We start from the raw sequence: 19,948 nt of genomic DNA on the forward strand, positions 1-19,948 counted from the left end.
CGCTTGCGAGCGAACGGGCACATCCTAGTTATTGCTTGGCTGTAATGAACTGATCCAGGCGGATGGCAATGGCTGCCGCCTGCTCACGCGTAAGCGGACTGGACGGATTCACCTTGTTGCCTTCCCCGAGGATAATGCCGTTCTTGATGCTCATTGCCACTGCTTGTCTTGCCCATGCCGGAACCTTGCCCTTGTCAGTGAAACCGCTGAGGATCGAAGTGACTTCGTCCTCGCTAAGTTCACTGCCCGGATTCACCTGATTCAGCAATCTTCCGAGCATCGTCATCGCTTCAACTCTTGTCAGCGTATCCTTAGGCGCATACTTGCCGCCTTCAAGACCAGTGACAATACCCAGCTCTGCAGCAATGGAGACGCTGCGGTTATACCAGCTGCTGGCGCTGACATCACTGAAGCCTGCCGAAGCTGCCTGCTTGTTCATCAGACCTGCAACACGCAACAGAATGGTTGGATATTCTGCCCGGGTCACTTTACCTGACGGATCGAACAGTTCCGCAGATTTCCCTAGCACGAACAGCTTGGCAGATGCCGCTACGATGCCTTCCTTGCCCCAGCCTGAAGGCATATCCTTGAAGGTCTTCAGGTTGCGGATGAAGAAGAGGCTGCCTTCGCCGGTCAGCTGTACATTCACTGCCGTGCCGCTGCTGTCCAGCTTCCACGGTACCGTTGTCCAGTTGCCGTCTTTATCCTTAAGCACCATGGCTGTAATTTCCTTGGCCGCAAGCGGCGCAGGAATGGCAATCTTGGCTGCAAGCGCCGGCGTCCAGCTGCCCTTCGGCAGGTTAACGTTCACCGTTACACCTTGGCCAGCCCCCATCAGGGTGAAGCCTTGCTGATCGGCGATAGCCTTCATAGCCTGCTGATCGGCAGCACTGTTGGCACCAATACCGATAGTAAGTCCGGCAGTTACACCTGCAAGATTCTCAGGAGCAATCACCAGTTGTCCCATTGGAACTTCAATCACAATATTCTTCTTCGCGCTCAGCTGCTGCTGAACCACACTCTGGTCTACACGGATACTGAATGCTTTGGCATTCGGATCGGCGGAGCTTACCGTGAGGTCACTGCCTGCTACAGCTTCTTTATCCGTAATCCGGACGATAGCTGTAAGTCCATCCCACTCTGCTGTCACGGCCTGGCCGTTGACGGTAATCCGGGCTGCCTGTTCCGGTGCTTGTTCTTCAACAACTCCCGGTACGGCACCACCGCCTCCGCCACCACCGCCAGCACCGCCGCCTCCGCCTGAACCGCTGCTGGTCCAGACCGATGCAGCTACACTGCCGGAAGCCCTAACCAGCTTGTCCAAGGAGGTACGCTTGGCCAGCACAACAGTGGCGCCCGGATGAGCGGACACGATACCATCGAGCGGAAGCAGACTCCATGAGCTTACATTGTCATCCCTTTTCAGTTCTGCCGGATTGGACGAGAAGACCTTGTAAGCGATCTGCTGTCCAGTCATATCTCCGGCGGAAGTCACCGTAATCTTCGTACGGTTGCTGTCTCCGCCAATTGGAGAAGATACAGCTTGCACAGTACCCAATTCTTTCGTATCCGGAACAGCTACGGTTGCTGCAAGCATGCCCTTAAGCGTTACACCTTCGGACACCTTGTACTCGGCTTCAATCAGACTGGAGCCTGTAGCTAGTGCAGTAACATTGCCTTGTGCCGACAGGGATACCGAATCGCCTACGGCCACTTCATAAGTCAGATTAGCCAGATTTTTACCGGTAACCGGCTCTTCCTTGAATTTCGGCTTGCCGTTCCCGTCCTTGCCATCCGAAACCTTGAGATAAGCCTGGATTTGGCCTGCCGCACCCGGCGTCAGCGTCTCCGCCCCCTTGAGAACCAGGGCAACCGGTACTTTGAATCCGGCATTCGTAATATCCACAATGGCTGTGTTCTGATTAGTAGCACCGTCAGTTGCGACAATGCTTAGCGCCACTGAAGGCTCCTCAGAATTCACTTCCACCATTCCATTGAAATCTCCCGTCTTCGGATCCACCGTAAGCTCCTTGGAGATGACCTTGTCTTTGTATTTGCCGTCAGACTGCAACTGGCTCACGGTATAAACTGCACTCAGCTTCGTTCCTGTAGTTGTCGTTCCGGCTACACGAACGGCACCCTGTGCAGTACGTTCGCCCGTTACCGGCTCCGTCAGATACAGGACCGGTGCGATTGTATCTACAGTCAGATACAGCATAGTCACTGAGATATCCTTGGTCACCGTATTTCTGGCCCTGAGTTCAATTGCATACGGCCCGTCCGTCTGGAACTGGTCGAGATTCAGTATGCCTTCGCTTCCGCCGCCAGCCTTGTCCGTCAAGGCCAATGTAGCGATAGATTTGTCAGCATAGAATGCTTCCACCGTCACATTGGACTGTTTGGAAGAGAGCGTCAGCTTCTGCTTCGTTTCATTCGTTAACAGGTTCACGTAGTTCCCGGAGGAGGCATCTACTGTCCCCGATGAACTCAATACCTTCAGATCCGGCAGATTCGGAGTTGGCAGCAAGGTGCTGCTGCTGTCCCGCCGCTCGGCATAATGATAGTTCTGATGCTTGTCGGCATCCTCGGTTGGAACCGTTGCGGAAGTGACGCCGATGACGTAATTCTTCTTCACTTCCAGGCCGACATATTTCACCTTGCTCAGATCAATCACTGAGCCTTCAAGGCTGCCCTTATAGACTTCATCTGTTGTAGATACAGCCTTCCAGCCGCCAATCAACAGACCTTCGTATTTGCCTGTGGAGGCATTCCAGTAAGGCTTAAGCTCCTGTTCGGTATACAAAAGCTCTCCAAACGGAGCATATTCACCCAGTTTGCTTCCATCATCCAGCTTCGCATCGACCACATAGCTGTGCTCGTAGCCGCTGTGTCCCGGTTTCTTCGCTCCCGGCTTGAAGGAGAGTGAGAACAATCCGTTGCCGGCAGGCTCAACAATGACATCACTGACACTCTGTGGTGCCAGCGGATCAATGATCTCAAAGCGCTGCGGCGATGTCTTCGTCCCGAAGTTCGAGCTGGATTTCAGCTCGGCCCGCAGGTAATAGTTGCCCTGTCTGAGCAGCCCGCGGATATCTTCCGGGTTCCCCATCAAGGTTACATTGGTGACATCTATCACTTTGCTGCCGCTCGTGATTCCGCCGCTGACCGAGCCGCCTGCTGCGACCGGTACATCCTTGGCGATCAGCATACCCGGATCACCCGTCTGCAGAATCTCTTGACCATTCAGCATTTCCTTGCGGTTCGTCACGGCATCCTCTGCCAGATACAGGTTGACTGTATCGCCTTCGGCTGCGTTGGCGACTTTCCAGGAGGCTGTGAACTTATTCGCATTCGAGCTGTCCTTCGCCAGGTTGACTTCACCCAGAGTAGGCAGGGTAGGAACGTTGAGCAGCTTGGTATCCACAGCCGAGACGGCTGTCAGCTTCCAAGTGCCGCCCTTTGTGGCTTCATTCTCAGGAATTATGATATATGCTCTGCGAATGTCCACTTCGCTGCTGAGCTTGGACCCATTATCTGTTTTATAGCTTGCAGGAATATATTGTGTAAAAGCATTTGCTGTAGGATCAGTGTTCGTGTTATCGAATTTCACCGGATACAATTTGCCTGATGCATCCTGCAGCTTGAATTCCGGCATTTCCTTGCTGCTGTACTCCATCTCAATGATGGCATTGCCGGCTACGCCGTCCATCGGAATCTCATGGATTCTGCCGCCGTTCTTGACCGTAATGCCGCCTACGCCGACATTGATCGAGCCGTTCTCGACATATTTAACGCCTTCTTCTACCTCACGGTAGATAATCTCCTGATTCTCTTCCTCGGAAGCCACCTTGGATGTGGCCAGCGTCTGCACGCCTGCCCCAATCACCATCAGACGCGGTCCAAGCTCAGGATCATCCACCACCAGATGGATCATACCTTCCGGCAGCTGATCTGTAGAAGTACCGAATTCAATGCCTCCACTCCAGTAGTAGGTAATGCCTAAGGAGATGAGCAGAATGCCAATGCTACCCCAGACCTTGTCATTGTTGACCCCAAGGAACATACTGGACAGCGGCATGCCGCCGACAACCGGTACATCGTTCGGAATCTGCACCTTGGAGCTGATATAGCCTTCAAAATCCGTACGGTTCTTCTCCAGATTCTGTCCGACGAAGATACCAGCCTTCCCGATGATGATATCCCATCCGCCGATATCCATCTCTGCTTCCACGCGCACGAACCATGGGGTTACCCACTGCGCTTCGAGCAGCGCTTTGGTCAGCATTGGAAGCCGGTCATCTTTCTCCGCATCGGCTTTGGCTGCGAAATCCAGCCTACCTTCCACCTTAAGGCCGGTACGCTTCACCGTCAGGTCCACATCGCCGAAGAAATACGCCGGAGCAATCCCGAACCGCATGCCTACGCCTGCTTGAATGGTTAAAGGGAATGGATCTTGTGCCGTACCTCCGGCAATCGTATCCGCCAGTTCACGCACTGCACCCCGTATTGCTGTCAGGTACGTTGCACCCGTCACCAGGATACCCGGCTGCGGAAGCTCTGCCCCGAAGGCAATGACATCCGGAAGAATCCGGCCGTCTTTTACTTTTTTGAGTGAGAATTCAATCTCCACACCCATCATATTCTTCAGCTGTGCGGCGAACTCCAGGCCGTATTCATTACCGATCCCCTTGCCTTGCACAGCGTGCTTGATCGTAACCTTGCCGCTAGGAGCATCCGGACCTTTTTTCTTATTCGCATCTTTCTTCTTATCCGGTCCGAACAAGCCCATCTCCTGATTGAGATCGAAGCCCAGTGAGGCATCGACGCCATAGAAGCCGGCACTGTTGAAGATGACATTCTTGATCTCGGAGTTAATGATCTTCAGGGACAGCGAGCCTCCGAAGGAAATCCCATTCTCTCTAAGAATGAAGTCATTGAAGGAGAAGCCAAAGCCGTCGATCGAGAAGCTTGGTGCCCCGAACAAAGACTGCTTGTTGAAGTACACATCCTCAATCATAATCTGGCGCAGCGGATTCAATCTGTCACCCACACCGCCGATGGCCCATTTCAGGCTGCCGTTCTGACTGTCGTCTTCCGGATTGCCGTCATTGCCTTTCTCGTCCTTCTTATCGTCATCCTTGTCCTTATCCTCTTCCTCTTTTTCCTTCGTCGGATCGAAGTCCTCTTCTCCAAGCGACTTGTTGAAGCCGTTGAAGAAGTCGAGCGTCCATTCGCCCTTATGGAAGACGAACCCACTGCTCGCTACGCTCAGCGTTCCTTCACCCTTGACAAACAGGGTATCCAGGAAGGGCAGATCGCCAGGCAGGGTGTTGCCGAAGATATCCAGCTTGCCGCGTACAAAAGACAGGTCCTTACCTTTATAAGCTACGGCATCATTAATAATGGCCGGTTCTGTCTTGGTATCCACGATGACCTGCTCTTCATCACCTGTACCCACCTGCTTGATCATGCCGCGGACGGTAACCAGAATCTCACGGTCGAATTCCGGGTCCTTGGCTTCCGCTTCTTCCTTGAATTCCTCAAAGTCCTCTTCCGTTGCAAACAGCTTGTAAGCATACATTGGAGTCTCTTTCAGCGCTTCATCATCCATGAATTCGCTGATATCGAATTTCGGATCAACCGCTTTGCTCGCTGCGCCGAATAAGGCTTTGGTTTTCTTATATTCGGTAACAGCCTTGTACAGGAACGAACCGTCCTTGAAAGGCTTGCCCGGGAACAGAGAGTTCAGCTGATCCACCAGCTCATCCTTTACCGAAGCACCGTTCGCAAGGCCGCTGATATCTACAGCTTCCTTATAGACCGCCATCACTCCGGCCTCACGGATTCGTGTGTCGTTATTATCGGTGACCAGGAAAGATTGCGGAGTCGTCATATCATATAGAGCCGCTACTTCCTCGTCCCCTCCGGCGTCGCCTTTGTAATCAATCTCCACCTGATATTCACCAAGCGGCAATTCCGGTCCAAGCCCGGCTTCCAGCACATTGCCGCCTGAATCCACCTGGTCACCACCGCGGTACGTAATCCGCATGGCGCCGGAGAATCCGTCATCCGTCGGCTGCATCACCACTGCATCCTGGACATTGACTTTATACCGGTTACCGTCTGCTTTATTCTTGAGGTACAGGTCAAAGTTCGGAGCGGTCGTTGCATTGCCCGTATTGTAAGCTTCAATATTCGACAGATTGACCGTCAGATATTTCACATCTGTGCTATACAGCTCTGCCGGAGCGAGTGCATAGGAATACGTAGCTGTTGCTTCTCCTACCGGGGGCAGGAGAATGAAGTTGGTACGGGTCGATTCATACTGGGCTTTGATGCCCTCATCCTTGACGCCTTCGATTTTGCCTTGTGTTTCCGGGCTTCTCGCGGAAATCATATACTCCCGTGTAACCGGCCAAGGTCTGCCTTTGGCCTGAACGCGGAAGGTCGCGGTAATTGCGTCACCCGGCTTGTACTTCGGCTCAATGCCCATGGCTGCTTCGTCGGGTGTGGCTGACTTTTTGAACTCCAGCATTTTGCTGCGGGAATTCTCCAGGACCGGATTGCCATTGGCATCCTTAACATCCTGGCCCAACTCATCCTGCCTGACGAAGCTGAGACCACTCTCCAGCGTCATCTCCACTTCAATCTTGGAGTGCTCCATATTGTAGGCCTGCAAGTTTTCTACTTCAGCTGTAATCGTGAAGACACCATTATCCACATACTTCGACGGAACGGTCTCCCCCGTTCCCAGCGAAGCTGTCGCCAGCTGCTGAACCTGATCTACATAACGGATCGAGAACACTTTATCCGGGGCTGTCAGTTCACCCAGGCCATATACGGTCTCGAAGCTCTGGAAGCCTCCCGGTGCCAGCTTCTCCGGGTTCCAGTAGAAGGCAACGGCGGAATCCGCCGTACCGAAATCATTGGTATCTCTGGTGAAGTCCAGATTCGGATTAATTTTATAATCCCACTTCGTATTCGCCAGGCCGTTCCAGTGCCCGACGATCATTTCATCCACAATATTAATATTCTGTTCGGCAAAGTTATTGAAACCGTAGGCCACCACATTGGTTGCCTGAGGATTCGTCAGATCCAGCTTGTCGCGCATCACCCAATAAGCAGGAATCTTGAAGTAAGCTCTATCTTCGAAGGGAATCCCCTTATCGTCCTCCGGATTATGCACCAGCTTCCGCTCTACCTGCAGCGGTGACTTGTAGGCTGTGCCAATCTGGAACTGTGGTCCGTCATTACCGCCGACCATCGTATCCAGCAGAATCCGGCTGCCGATCTGCACCTGCGCCCCGCTCTTGTTGTTCACTTCATAGCGGATGTTGACGTTACCGGAATTCACAGCATCCTTGCTGTCGGTGTAGAGCATCAGAATCTGCTTGATCTCTACGCCCTTAATCTTCCAGATCATCTCCAGCTGCTTGGTGCCATTTGAATTTTCCACCACTTTAGGTGCAGTAGTCTCAGAATAATGGCTGCTGTCGAACTTGTATTTATTGCCGTAAATATAATCCGTTCCATCGATCCGGAACGTCGTGAACGACGTCTCCGGGTCATCACCCTGGAACAGCAGGTTAACATTATTATCTTTCTTGCGGATCGGTTGACCCTCTACAGTGCGAATGCCGTAGCGGCCCGTCTCGTTATCCACGGTGACCTTAATAAAGTCATTCTGGATCATGGTTGTCTTGGTACTGCTGGCCGCCTCGACGAGAGCATGGAAGCTCTCGGAGGTGGACAGAAATACCATGATTAAGGTGAGCATTACCGCTACTGTGCGTTTCAACAACTTCACCAAGTATTCCCCCTGTTCTTGTTTCAACTATTTCAGATTGCCGACAAAGAAGGTAGCAAATTCGCGGTCCCGCTCCTGGGTTCTCACCACAATGGTGTACCAGCCTGTTTTCGGGAAGGTGACCTTGAAATTGCTGCTCACCAGCTCAGCATAGGTCAGCTTCTGTTTCACCAGCTTCAGCTGTCCTTCGCGGTACAGACCAGGGTAATACAGAATATCGAACGTTCCTGCCTGATTGACCTTGTCTACTCCGCCTACCTTCATCAGGTTGAAGCCGGATACCTTGAAGGTAATGGTGTTGGTATTGAACAATGCGGATTCGCCGGATGAAGCCGAGATTAAGGTATCGTTACCGAAGACCAGCAATCCGCCGTCCTTCACGACCACCACATCCTGATAGACCACCGACTTATTGCCTACCTGATCAACTGCAGTGTACGCTACGCGCTGGCGTCCAAGCTTGCTCAGATCCAGCCCGCTGACCGATACTTTCACGTTAGCCTCAGCCGATACATTATCAGATACGGTGAACCCGCCGAGATCCGTACGGAAGCTAAAGTCTTTCTTGTTCTGAACAATTCCTACGGTTTCCTTGTTCAGTGTCAGCTCAGGCGCTGTGTTATCAAGTCCGGCTATGGTCACCGGAACCTTGTTCACATTGCCCAGCAGATCCGAGATCGCAATAACCGCTGATCCGCTGCTCTCAAAAGCACGCGAGTAGCTGTACGTTCCATCCGCTTTACTGATCTGGTTCGTATACGCGGCTCCATCTGAAATAGGTCTTACGCCTGAGAACATTTGGTTAGGGGCAGCTACTGTGCCACTAAGCGTGACCTTCACTTTGCCCTTGGCATATTTCTGTCCGCCGATGGTAACAATCTGATCGGCCGGAACCGCTTTGCCTTCGGCATCTACAAAGGTATAGGCCACTTTGTCCGGTACCGGCGGCGCAGAGAGAATATTGGTTACTTTCTCTTTGATAACTGTCGTATTGCCGTACACATCCACCACAGTAAATGAAGCCGTTCCATTCTCCATGAGTGTAATGCTCTTATCGGCACTGATGACATTGAATGCCTTAGCCGATGCATCTGCCTTCTCTACGTTAAGTGTTACACCTGTGGAAAACAGCACATTGCCGCTATTATCCTTCAGGGTGCCGAAGGTCTGGCTTCCATTCTCGCCATATTGGTAGGAACGGACAACTTTCACCCTAGGCACTTCCTTGTTAATGTTCGCAACCGTTGCTTCAACCTTATTGACATTTCCGGCAGCATCCTTAATTTCGAATTCGAACTTGCCGTTCTCCGTGAAGGTGTAGGCTGTCTTGCCGCCATTGTTCACAACCGTCACCGGCTCAGAGGTGCTCTGTAGAAGGGCAACCACATTACCGTTCGTACTCTCCATGTATGAATATTCAACGGTTCCTTCAGGAGCAGTACCGTCAATATTCTTCACGACCAGATACAGAGTATCTGTCCGGTCCGGATCACTGAGATCAGTCAGATCGAAGCTGTAGTAACCATTCTCGTAGATCTTGAATGAATTGCCGGTCCGCACAGGCACCGAAGGGTTAATCTTCGAAGGCGTTACACGGATACCCGGCGGGAGCGTAATCTCAATATCCGCACCAACCTTGGCATTAACCGGGCTGTTCACGCTGAGTGAAGCAAGCGCATAGACCGGCTGTACGGTAGTAAGAGGAAGCTTGATTTCAAGCTGGGCCGGCTTGCTGATCAGACCGCCCGGCGTTCTGTACTTGACCCACACCTGAAGCTCCTCAGCCTTACTCGTCGGAACCTTCACGGCTACGAAGTTCGTATAAGGCTTCCAGTTCAGCCAGCTCACCCCGTTATCCGGTGAGACTGAATATTCGTAACCGGTCTTGTCTTCCGTTTCGAGACTCAGCTTCATAATGGCTGTGTAGCCGTCCGCTGTATCACCGGACAGATAGATCAGAGAAGACTTGGCATCCGACACCGGCGCATCCGGCTTGGTCGTTGCCGAGACCTTGAAGGTTCCTGCACTTGCCTTGATCGTGCTGTTGCCAGCTCCATCAACCGCGAGTACATATAAGCGGAACTCAGAGATTTCTCCCGATTTCAGTGATTGGTCATCGATGGAGACTGAGCCGCCTGCCGGGACATCTGCCCATTTTGTCGACGACTCTGTAGGTACTTCTGCGCCTGCTTCTTGTTTGACCCATTGATACTTGCTGACCAGTCCTGTTTTGCTGTAGAACTCTGATACGCTAATCTTCGTCTTCTGCAGCGGCAGCGGGTAAGCAACACTATCAGGGCTGAAATATATTACCGGTGCTTCATTATCAAAATAATAAGCCTTCGAGTAGTAGTACGTTTTGTCGCTGTGCTTCACCATAAGATGAATGTATTGCGTTCCGTTTAATTTTAATTTTTCAGCAGGAATGACATAGCTGTAAGTAGCTTCACTTACGGAAGCGCCAAGACCCTTGGCTGCCAGCTTGGCATCGGGACTGGCTTCTGGTGTCGCCGACGGTTCAGTTGCTTCTGGCGAAACCGCAGGTGTCACTGCCGGTTCAGTTGCTTCGGCCGAAGCAGCAGGAGCCGTTACCGGCTCAGCACTGTTATCTGGTGCCGGTGTCTCATCTGCTGGAAGCGGGGTCAGCGAAGGCGCTGACGGCCCGGAGGACAAGAACTTCATAAGGGCCACCGGCCCGATGCTTGCTGTAACTTCTGGCTCAACCGGAGGACTTGGCTCTGTAGGGGCACCAGATGCACCCGGTTCCGAACCGTCTTCAATTAGACTTTTATCAGCCAGTGGAGATATGCCTGATGACTCGGAAACCTCCAGTCCGCTGAAGTCACCATCCCCTGGACGAAGAGAGCTTTCGCTGATGGCATAGCCCACATAATCGGGATGCACACCGCTGATCCGGAATGTAACATCATGACTTTTCACATAGTTAGGATTGGCTTCCGGTGTGAACTCTGTCGGAATAGCCGCCTCTGAGCTTACAACTACCGCTCTTTCCTGCGGTGTCTTGATCGTCTCATTGCCCGCTTTATCCAGTGCCTTCAGATAGAGCCAGTACGAGCCGTCCTCATCAATATCCTCATAGGTAGACCGGGTTACGGTCGAACCGGTGTATGGCGTATCTGCCCACTTCCCGCTGTCCGGGGAATCCCCGTCTTTAACCCATTGATACTGCACGCTGCTGACTCCGCTATGCGGGTCCTTCACCAAAGCCTGTACCGTAGCGTTATCCTCGGCGGCCAGCGTAATGGCAGGTCCCTGGTTGTCCAGCTTAAGAACGCCTACTTCATGCTTCCAGTTAGAATCGTCCTTCTTGAAATCTTCAAGCGGCCAGACACTCATATCGCCGTATTGTCCAACGGCGGCCAGAGCCTGATTGTCGGCATAGAAAATCTTATCAGCCTCTTCGCCCGGTGCTTCTGCTTTCCAAGCTTTATACTGTTCCTCATGAGTATCCACATAAACTTTTTTCTTCTCATACTGCATCAATTCTCTGGCAGAATCCCAGGACATATCGGCAGTCCAGGTATGCAGATACCACTCCCCGCTGTTCCCTTCCTCGAAGGCTTCCGCCGGAGGAGCAAGCAGGTTCGTCTTGTTATTCACTACAGACAGCTCAATATTCTCGAATTCTCCCGGATACAGCTCATCTGACGGCTGCTTGGCAGAGAGTGCATAACGCTTAAGCGCTGCATAATGATCTCCGGCTACACCGGCGAACGGATCAGCCTTATCCTGGCTCCACCAGTAATACACCAGACCCACCGAAGGAGAGGCTTCCGCACTCATGTTGGAAGGACGGTAGATTCCACGGCTCGGCCGTTCCGTACCACGGTCAGGGACAGTAGGATCAAGGTGCGGTACTTTAATGGAAGGATCGTTGGCGTCGATTGTCACCTTACCTTTTTTGGCATAGGTTGTATCCGTTGCTCCACCTGTCTCGAACCGGTACCCGATCACCGGCTCCGTATTGTCGATGAACAGGTTTGCCCAGTCGATTTTGGAGTTGGCGAGAGAGAAGTCACCGCCCTCAATATTAGGAATCTTCTCTTCATGGATTCCATCGAAGTTCGCAGGCTGAATCAACAGGTTCCCTGCGTAATCCTGAATAACATCGGTATCCATCTGGATCGGCTCGCTGCCGCCCTTGGCATCATTAGATATGGCTATAGCCTTGAGCAGCGGGGTTTCCACCGTTTTGCCATCAGGCACGGTCATGCGGAAGCTCCAATTCGGTGTATTCCGGCCTGCAACATAATAGGCTTTCATTCCGTTATTGAAGAGGATGAAGGTTTTCTTCTCGTCCCAGCCGGTTTTGGCAATCGCCTCTTCCGTCATCTGCAGGGTGAAGTCAATGACATCTCCCTTATTGAGCGTAACTCCCGTCAGAATCTCCGGCTGAATGCCGTTCGCGGTCTTGGAATACTTCGGACGCACAGCATCGACAATGACGCGGAAGCCGCCCCGGTCGAAGTCAAACGGGTTCCCGCTTTTCCGGTCCAGCCAGGCATTGCTGCCGCTGCTCGGTACAGTATTGAGATTGACAACCGCTTTATTGCCTGCCGCATCACTAAGCACGGCTTCTTTCAATTTATTATCCAGCGACAGATCCATCTGCGCCCCGCCGGTGGTTCCCCCGGTAATTAGAGGTTTCAGTGGCAGATTGCCGCTGTTATGGAAAGGAACTCCTGTGTATCTGTAGGCAATTTTCTTTTGGTAGGAACCTAAAGTATCCTTGGTAAAGCTTATATTCTGCAGATACTGCTGTTCTCCGGCTGCCGGAAGTCCGGTGCCCGGATCGTTAACGAACAGCTTGTGCCGCAGGAAATAGTCAGAGCTGTCTTTGACTACCGAAGTCGGTCTGACCGGCTCGCTGAAGTTGTAGCTGAGCGTGATATTCTCGTCTCTTTTGACATACAGCTCTTTCTGATTAATCTTCTCGTTGAGCCGCTCTGCACCATTGCCGGTGAAGGTATAGTTATCGATGACCGGACGCTTGAGATCCTGGAACTTGAGGTAGAATCCGCGTACACCGGCTGCTTCACCGTCGTCATCGCCTTCGCCCCAGACCCTAATGGTAATAACGGAATTAGGTTTGATGATGGCCTTGGCCGACTTGTTGTACCGCTGGCTGCTGCCGGTTCGTTCATTGATAATATTTTTCCCGTCAATGTTTACGGTAATGGACGAATGACGGGTCCATAAGAACCCGGAGTGACGACGCAACACGGCAAACCCTGTAAGCATCTCCGCATGTCCACTCTCCGCCATATTCTTTAGAAGCGGATTGTCGGCTACATTCACCTGGAATTGAACCGTTGCTTCATTATCATCGACACCGGCAAAGATATCTCCCTTAGCCCAGTCGTACTTGGCATCTTTATCTTCCTCTGTCTGCTTAAAGCCTTGCACCTTGGTATAAAAGTTAAGAAACGTATTGTCCGCAGGGTAGCTTAGATTTCCGACATGTTGTCCGTTTGGAAACGTAACCTCATAATCATCACCCGCAGCCTCTGCCAGGCCACTAAAGGAACTGGGTATTAACGATAGCAACATACTAAGAATCAAGCTTAGTGAGGTATATCTTTTCAATCTCCTGCTCATTAACAATTGGTGCTCCCCCTTATTCGTTCATCATTTCCTGTCCGGCGTGCAGCAAGCTTCGCTGTAATCTGGATTCGCTCCCTATGCTTCCGCATTCTCCTTTCGCCCTGCCCTCCCGTGGACAAAAAATACTAGTTATAAACTACCTATTTTTTCATATCTGCGTTTATTCTATCAGGCGGCTCTAAACAAACTCTTAACAAATCTCGACAAAAGCTGCGTCAAACGCCCCAAAATAGGGTTAATATACTCGGAAAACGAAAAAAGTCCTGAATTTTTAAGAGAAAATGTCTGAAAAGCAAAATAAACCGCACTGAGAACGGCTCAGTTGCGGTTTATTGGTGTTGTTTTGCTACCTAGTATTCTTCAACAAGTCAACCATGTTGTGATAATGAATTTCACTCAGATGCTCGATAAAGCCATCCATTTTATAATTCTCTCGTTCAACAATCCATAGACAAATCACACCTACCAATCCCGATATCATGTACTCGAGACCAATTTTCATCTTTTCATCGTGGTGATAATCGCCGATTCCGGCGAAGATGAACGTTTTAAAAGCATCTTTTAAATATATGGAGAAGTTGGGTTGGATGTTTTGAGTCAGCATGGTTTTAAAGAATATCATGTTTGCATCAATATTGTCGAAAATCGTTTTTATCATCGCACCGAACATATCCTTGTCCATCTCATGGATCGAGCTCACCTCCAGGCTCAAGCAAGCATTCAAATTCTGTACGCTCTCCTGAAATAACTTGTCCATGAACTCAGGTTTATCTACATAGTGTAAATAAAATGTGTTTCGGTTTATCATCGCTTCGTCGGCAATGTCTTGTACAGTAATTCGTTCGTAGCCTTTGGTTTGCATTAGTCTCAAGAAGGCTTCCTTAATCGCTTTTCGCGTTTTAAGAATACGCAGATCCACCTTATCCTTACCCAACAATAAGCCACTCCTTCATAAATAATAGTCAAATTTATATAAAATGATGTTTAAATGTCATGTCGCATTATATCAACCATTGAGCATTATAATTGTATATTTTACTATTATAGTTGTCAATTACACTCACGTATTCATAAAAGGAGAATCAGATATGAAAACACTAGCGATCATTGGTGCAGGTAAGGGATTAGGAATGTCTATTGCGAAAAGCTTTGGAAAAAATGACTTCCAAGTGGCATTAGTCGCAAGAAACGCCGCAAAGCTGCAAGAAATGGTGGATGAATTGAAAGCGGAGGGTATTGAAGCCTCTTATTTCATAGCGGATATTTTCAGTAAAGAACAGATTGAACAGGCGATCACCAATATTAAAGAACAGTATGGCCAGATTGATGTGCTGGAATTCAGTCCTACAGCAGGCAACTATCCTCCTACCTCTGTATTGGAGTTAACAGTAGAGAATGTAAGGGACTCCTTTGAGGCCTATGTGGTCAGTGCCATCCAAGTTGTCAATGCTGTTCTCCCTGATATGCTCGCTAAGAAAGAGGGTTCTCTACTCTTTACCACAGGATTATCTGCCATGTACCCCGTCCCAATGATGGGGAATATCGGTATTGCTCTTTCAGGACTGCGCAATTATGTAGCTAATCTTCATACTTCATTGGCTGCTCAAGGCATTTTTGTTGGTCACCGTTCTTTAGGCTTGTTGATTAAGGAGTCGGGTACTGGCGCAATCAATGATCCGGATGTGATTGGCGACATGTGGTATCAAGCCTATATGGACAAAACCGTATGGGAGGAAGAATATCCCAAGGGTGTAACCCCCGAAACCATTGTATTTTAACATTCTGTGATGGATTTGGCCTCATTGCAGGAAGGTGGATCAAAAAAGCAGCTCCAGGATCAACCCCTGGTGCTGCTTTTTCACTCTAACTATTTATTTCCCCACCGCAGTCCGGTTAATTACCGCGCTGACCCGGGTCAAAATCTCCGACATGGAAGCCGGGTCCTTCACATCATACTCGTCAATGTTCAGGCGCAGCACCGGGCAGGCGCTGAATTCGTTGATCCACTGGGAATACCGGCCGTGCATATGTTCCCAGTAGGAGACGTCAGTCTGGATCTCCATCTCGCGCCCGCGCTCATTGATCCGGTTCAGGATCGAAGGCAGGCTGCCTTCAATATAGATCAGCACATCCGGGTGCGGGAAGTATGGCGTCATCACCATGGCTTCATAGAGGCTGGTATAAGTAGCATAATCCGTCGGGGACATGGTGCCTTGATCAGCGTGCATTTTTGCGAAAATCCCGGTGTCTTCATAAATCGAACGGTCCTGCACGAAACCGCCGCCCAGCTCGAACATCTTCTTCTGCTCCTTGAAGCGCTCCGCCAGGAAATAGATCTGCAGGTGGAAGCTCCACCGCTCGAAGTCATGGTAGAACTTCTCCAAGTAAGGGTTATGGTCAACCTGCTCCAGTGAGGTCTGGAAGCCCAGGCGTTCCGCCAGTGCTGCGGTCAGCGTCGATTTGCCAACGCCTACGGTTCCGGCCACAGTGATAATGGCATTGTTCGGGATATTGTAACTGTTCATTTCATAAGCTCCTTTACTTGTTCCGCGATGGCGGTGAAGTCTTCCGGGTTCTCCACGAAATCCACCTGGTTTCCGTCGATCGTGACGATTACGGTGGACGGTTCGCGGAGGGCCAGTGATGCCATTGCATCGTCGTAATCCTCAATTAACTGCTGGAGGTAGGCAGGGGCAATGATCTCTTCGAACGTACGCGCGCGCTTGGCAATCCGGGCCAGCAGCGTATCCAGATCCGCGCGGATATACAGAATAATGTTCGGCTTGGGGAAATCATCGGTCAGGATATGATAGATCTCCCGGTATTTGTCCCGTTTCGATCCCTTCAGCGTCCGTTCCCCGAAGATCAGATTCTTATAGATATGATAATCCGAAATGACCGGCTTCCCTTGATCTATGTACTGGATCGTCGTGTCTTCAAGCTGCTTGAACCGGTTGCAGAGAAAGAACATCTCCAGCTGGAAGCTCCAATCGTCCATATTCTGATAGAACTTGTCCAGAAACGGATTTTCGTCAACAATTTCTTTGATGACCGGAAGCTGTAGTTCGGTGGCGAGCATCGTGGCGAGGGTGGTTTTACCGGCTCCAATCGGGCCTTCCACGGCTATAAAAGGTGCATGTTTCATTAACGCTAATTTCCTCCTCAAGTACGGACAATTCCAAAAAAACAGACTAAATTATTGTACCACAGGAGCGCCGCCAAGAACGGTTAATTTTCAAAGAAACTTTTCAGGGACAAGCAGCGTCTATATTCAAGGTAATATATTCTTTTATTTACCTAATTCAGTAATTTCCTAAAGAGAGTAGAGGATATCTTGATGAAAAAAAGAAATTTGTTTATGAGCATGGTGATGGGTTTGACGGCGTGTCTGACTGTTGGGACTCCCGAGGCTGCAACAGCAGCAGCTAGTGGCGGTGGCTCCGGCATCGCTTCCTACGGACCCGATTATCTGATCAAGGATGACGGTTCCCTGTGGGTCTGGGGTGAGACGAAGTCCGTACCTACGCAGGTACACGGACTAAGTGATGTGCAGGCTTCTTTCCCGCTATGGAATGGTGCACTGGTAACCACCAAGGATGGCTCGGTCTGGAAATGGACTAGCAACTCCCAGACTATGGCCATCGAAGTTACGCCTGTGCCGGAATTGAAGGAAATGAGCAATTTCCAAAGCAGATACCCGCGTCATTTAGCAGTCACCGGAGAGGTTACGGTATATACTTCAGTTACGTCAACTGACGATAATACGACCCCACCGTTTGCGCCTGTTCCGGGCCTGGATCACGTTGCAGCTATCTCTCAATATTACGAGAGCAATAAGCTTAACAATAAGGATAGCGACTGGCAGCGCTATCTGTTCCTGAAGACAGACGGGACGGTCTGGACCAGCATTGACGAACTTGCCACTTTTACACCCGTCGCCAATCTGAAGGATATTGTCCAGCTCGAACAGAATTATGCACTCAGCAAGGATGGCAGCGTCTGGACCTGGCCGGACCAGGATAGTTATTTACCGGAAACCTATAGTGACCCGGCCCAGTTAACTGCAACTCCATTCTCCGGCTTAAAAGATATTCGGGCCCTGTACAACAACGGGCGCAGCCGGCTCGCGATTGACAAGCAATCCCGTCTATGGTTCTGGGGCTCCACGGTCACCGGATATTCGGATGGAACCACATATCAGGATGAACCCGTTCCGGTTGTCTTCTCAGGAATCAGCAAGGTGACCGATGCATACATCGTTGAACAATCTATTGTCGCCCTGACCTCAGACGGCAAGGTCTATGCAGCTTCGATTGCAGCAGAGCTTATGTCGCCGAATGCAAAGTTCACCTTGCTTGCTTCCGATATCCAGTCGATAAAAGGCGGCGGAAGACATGTCATTATGCAGAAGAATGACGGCACTCTCTGGGGCTGGGGCGTGAACAAGAATGCTGAGCTCGGGTACGGTACTTATGAATTCAGCTATAAGCAGCCGGTCCCAATGCAGAAGCCGATCTCTGTTACCCTGAATAGCGAATCCATCGCCTTCACCAACGGTGTCATCACCCGTAACGGACAGAACTTCATTCCGCTGCGTTCGCTGTTCACCAAGATGGGAGCTACTATCGGTTATTCCATGGACAAAGTAGTAACGATTACCGGTACCGCTGCCGACAAAACTCCGCTAACCATCGTCATCAAGACCGTGAACGGAGCCACCACCGTAAATAATAAAAGCGTCACTCTGGCAACGCCGCCGTTTGTAGTGAATGGCACCGTCTACCTGCCGCTGCGCTTCATCAGCGAACAGCTTGGGGCGAAGGTTGACTGGCTGCCGCAGGAGAGCAGAATTGCGATTAGTATGAAGTAAGAAGGTCTTCCTCCCATAAAAGAGCAAAACGGGCTATCTCCCATGATATAGCGTTCTCTTCGACCTCCATTGTTGCACTAAATGCAGGATTATTGGCTGGTTAGGGGACTAATCTAGGCATTGTTGTAGTTTTTGCAGCATTTCCGGTGGATTAGCGGATGAGATCAGCATATTGTTGAATTTTGTGCAGGATTTCGCGCAGACCGGTGGATCAGCGGCGGCATTGTTGCATTTATTGCAGCATTTCCAGCGGCAGGGAAAGCAGCGCGGCACCGGGACAGTAACGGTGAACGGTGAGCAGGACTAATTACTGATTAGCGGCAATATAGCGGAGATTCATCAGAAAAATAGCAAATTGGCAATATCGCAGGCTGCCGATCAAGCAAGCTCCCCCTGCCCATCCGCGCACCCAAAAAGCGCCCCAACAGCCAAAGCTGAAGGGGCGCTTCTATTATGCATCTATATATTCATTCGCAGCTATTCGTTAAGACAACCGGCCGCTGAAGTCACTGTATTCGAACTCGCGGATCACCTTCAGACCTTCTGCTTCATTATAAGAAGCGATGGCCGGCAGGTTCACGCCGTTGAACATGTGGTTCTTCACCATGGAATAATGCGCCATGTCGGTGAAGATCAGCTTGTCGCCGTACTTGAGCGGCTCCGGGAAGGAATAATCCCCGATCACATCCCCTGCCAGGCAGGTCATGCCGCCAAGCCGGTAGGTGTGGGCGAATTCGCCGGGCTCTCCGGCACCGATAATGCCCGGACGGTAAGGCATGGCCAGCACATCCGGCATATGGCATTCCGCCGAAGTATCGAGAATCGCGATATCCATGCCGTTATGCATAGTGTCGAGGACCGTTGCAACCAGATAACCAGTGTTCAGGGCAATCGCTTCGCCCGGCTCCAGGTAGATCTCCACATTGTACGTCTGCTTCATATGCAGAATGCATTTAATCAAGGTATCCAGATCATAGTCAGGACGGGTAATATGATGCCCGCCGCCGAAATTCAGCCACTTCATACCGTGCAGATACTGCCCGAACTTCTCTTCGACCACCTTGAGCGTACGCTCCAGCGTGTCCGAGTTCTGTTCGCACATCGTATGGAAATGCAGGCCGTCAATGCCGTCCAGCTCGTCCGGCCGGAAGTTCGGCAGGGTTACGCCCATACGGGAGAAGTTGTAGCAAGGATCATAGAGCGGCACTTCAATCTCGGAATACTCCGGATTGACACGAATCCCGCAGCTGATCTGCTTGGGCGCGTTCTGCACGCGCTGCTTGAACCGGTTCCACTGGTCGAACGAGTTGAACACCATATGATCGCTGTAGCGAAGCAGCTCATCGAACTCGCGGTCCACATAAGCCGGAGCATAGACATGGACCTCTTTACCCATCTCCTCGAAGCCCAGCCGGGCTTCGAACAGGGAGCTGGAGGTTACGCCATGCAGATATTTGCCTACCAGCGGGTACATGGCGTGCATGGAGAAGCCTTTTTGCGCAAGCAGAATCTTGGCTCCGCTCTTCTCCTGCACATAATTCAGGGTCTCCAGGTTCTTCGTCAGCAGCCGTTCATCCACCAGATACGCAGGGGACGGAAGATTGCTGATATCAATATCGATGTCCTTGTTCTTCATGGTCATGCGC

9 protein-coding genes are annotated in these 19,948 nt (G+C 50.9%); 3 read left to right on the top strand and 6 right to left on the bottom strand.

The window, feature by feature from the left end; all coding sequences use genetic code 11:
• Positions 1-28: 28 nt before the first annotated feature.
• The 3 genes from MKY96_RS17965 to MKY96_RS17975 form a co-directional block, all read right to left on the bottom strand.
• Positions 29-7,807 (bottom strand): S-layer homology domain-containing protein, encoded by a 7,779-nt coding sequence (locus MKY96_RS17965; RefSeq protein WP_340942071.1) that lies wholly within the window; start codon positions 7,805-7,807, stop codon positions 29-31.
• A gap of 27 nt (positions 7,808-7,834) precedes the next feature.
• Complete coding sequence (locus tag MKY96_RS17970; RefSeq protein WP_340942072.1) at positions 7,835-13,426, bottom strand: hypothetical protein; 5,592 nt, start codon at positions 13,424-13,426, stop codon at positions 7,835-7,837.
• A 352-nt stretch (positions 13,427-13,778) separates the two neighbouring features.
• Positions 13,779-14,366, bottom strand: coding sequence for a TetR/AcrR family transcriptional regulator (locus tag MKY96_RS17975; protein ID WP_340942073.1), 588 nt, complete (start codon positions 14,364-14,366; stop codon positions 13,779-13,781).
• 154 nt (positions 14,367-14,520) lie between these two features.
• On the opposite strand from MKY96_RS17975, the gene MKY96_RS17980 reads away from it, so the two are divergent.
• Entirely contained in the window at positions 14,521-15,210 is a 690-nt protein-coding gene (locus MKY96_RS17980; RefSeq protein WP_340942075.1) for an SDR family NAD(P)-dependent oxidoreductase, read from the top strand.
• Between the two features lie 93 nt (positions 15,211-15,303).
• Here the strand turns inward: MKY96_RS17980 and MKY96_RS17985 are convergent, their stop codons facing one another.
• On the bottom strand, positions 15,304-15,957 hold the full coding sequence (locus tag MKY96_RS17985; protein WP_340942077.1) for a deoxynucleoside kinase: 654 nt from the start codon (positions 15,955-15,957) through the stop codon (positions 15,304-15,306).
• Entirely contained in the window at positions 15,954-16,577 is a 624-nt protein-coding gene (locus MKY96_RS17990; protein ID WP_340942078.1) for a deoxynucleoside kinase, read from the bottom strand. The genes MKY96_RS17985 and MKY96_RS17990 overlap by 4 nt, the downstream gene beginning before the upstream one ends.
• 192 nt (positions 16,578-16,769) lie before the next feature.
• Here MKY96_RS17990 and MKY96_RS17995 point away from each other — a divergent pair, with 192 nt between their 5' ends.
• Both MKY96_RS17995 and MKY96_RS18000 read left to right on the top strand, forming a co-directional pair.
• Positions 16,770-18,302 carry a stalk domain-containing protein gene (locus MKY96_RS17995; RefSeq protein WP_340942079.1) on the top strand — a complete coding sequence of 511 codons (1,533 nt, stop codon included), beginning with the start codon at positions 16,770-16,772 and terminating at the stop codon, positions 18,300-18,302.
• Between the two features lie 172 nt (positions 18,303-18,474).
• Positions 18,475-18,609 carry a hypothetical protein gene (locus MKY96_RS18000; RefSeq protein ID WP_340942081.1) on the top strand — a complete coding sequence of 45 codons (135 nt, stop codon included), beginning with the start codon at positions 18,475-18,477 and terminating at the stop codon, positions 18,607-18,609.
• Between the two features lie 177 nt (positions 18,610-18,786).
• On the opposite strand, the gene nspC is transcribed toward MKY96_RS18000, so the two are convergent.
• On the bottom strand, positions 18,787-19,923 hold the full coding sequence (nspC, locus tag MKY96_RS18005) for a carboxynorspermidine decarboxylase (RefSeq protein WP_340944621.1): 1,137 nt from the start codon (positions 19,921-19,923) through the stop codon (positions 18,787-18,789).
• Between the last annotated feature and the right edge of the window lie 25 nt (positions 19,924-19,948).

It is taken from the genome of Paenibacillus sp. FSL R7-0302 (assembly GCF_038006885.1).
Lineage (GTDB): Bacteria > Bacillota > Bacilli > Paenibacillales > Paenibacillaceae > Paenibacillus_AQ.

Excerpts from the sequence above, each read along its gene's own strand:
- MKY96_RS17970 (WP_340942072.1), bottom strand. The coding sequence starts at position 13,426 with ATGAGCAGGAGATTGAAAAGATATACCTCACTAAGCTTGATTCTTAGT.
- MKY96_RS17985 (WP_340942077.1), bottom strand. The coding sequence starts at position 15,957 with ATGAACAGTTACAATATCCCGAACAATGCCATTATCACTGTGGCCGGA.
- MKY96_RS17980 (WP_340942075.1), top strand. The coding sequence starts at position 14,521 with ATGAAAACACTAGCGATCATTGGTGCAGGTAAGGGATTAGGAATGTCT.
- MKY96_RS17995 (WP_340942079.1), top strand. The coding sequence starts at position 16,770 with ATGAAAAAAAGAAATTTGTTTATGAGCATGGTGATGGGTTTGACGGCG.
- MKY96_RS17990 (WP_340942078.1), bottom strand. The coding sequence starts at position 16,577 with ATGAAACATGCACCTTTTATAGCCGTGGAAGGCCCGATTGGAGCCGGT.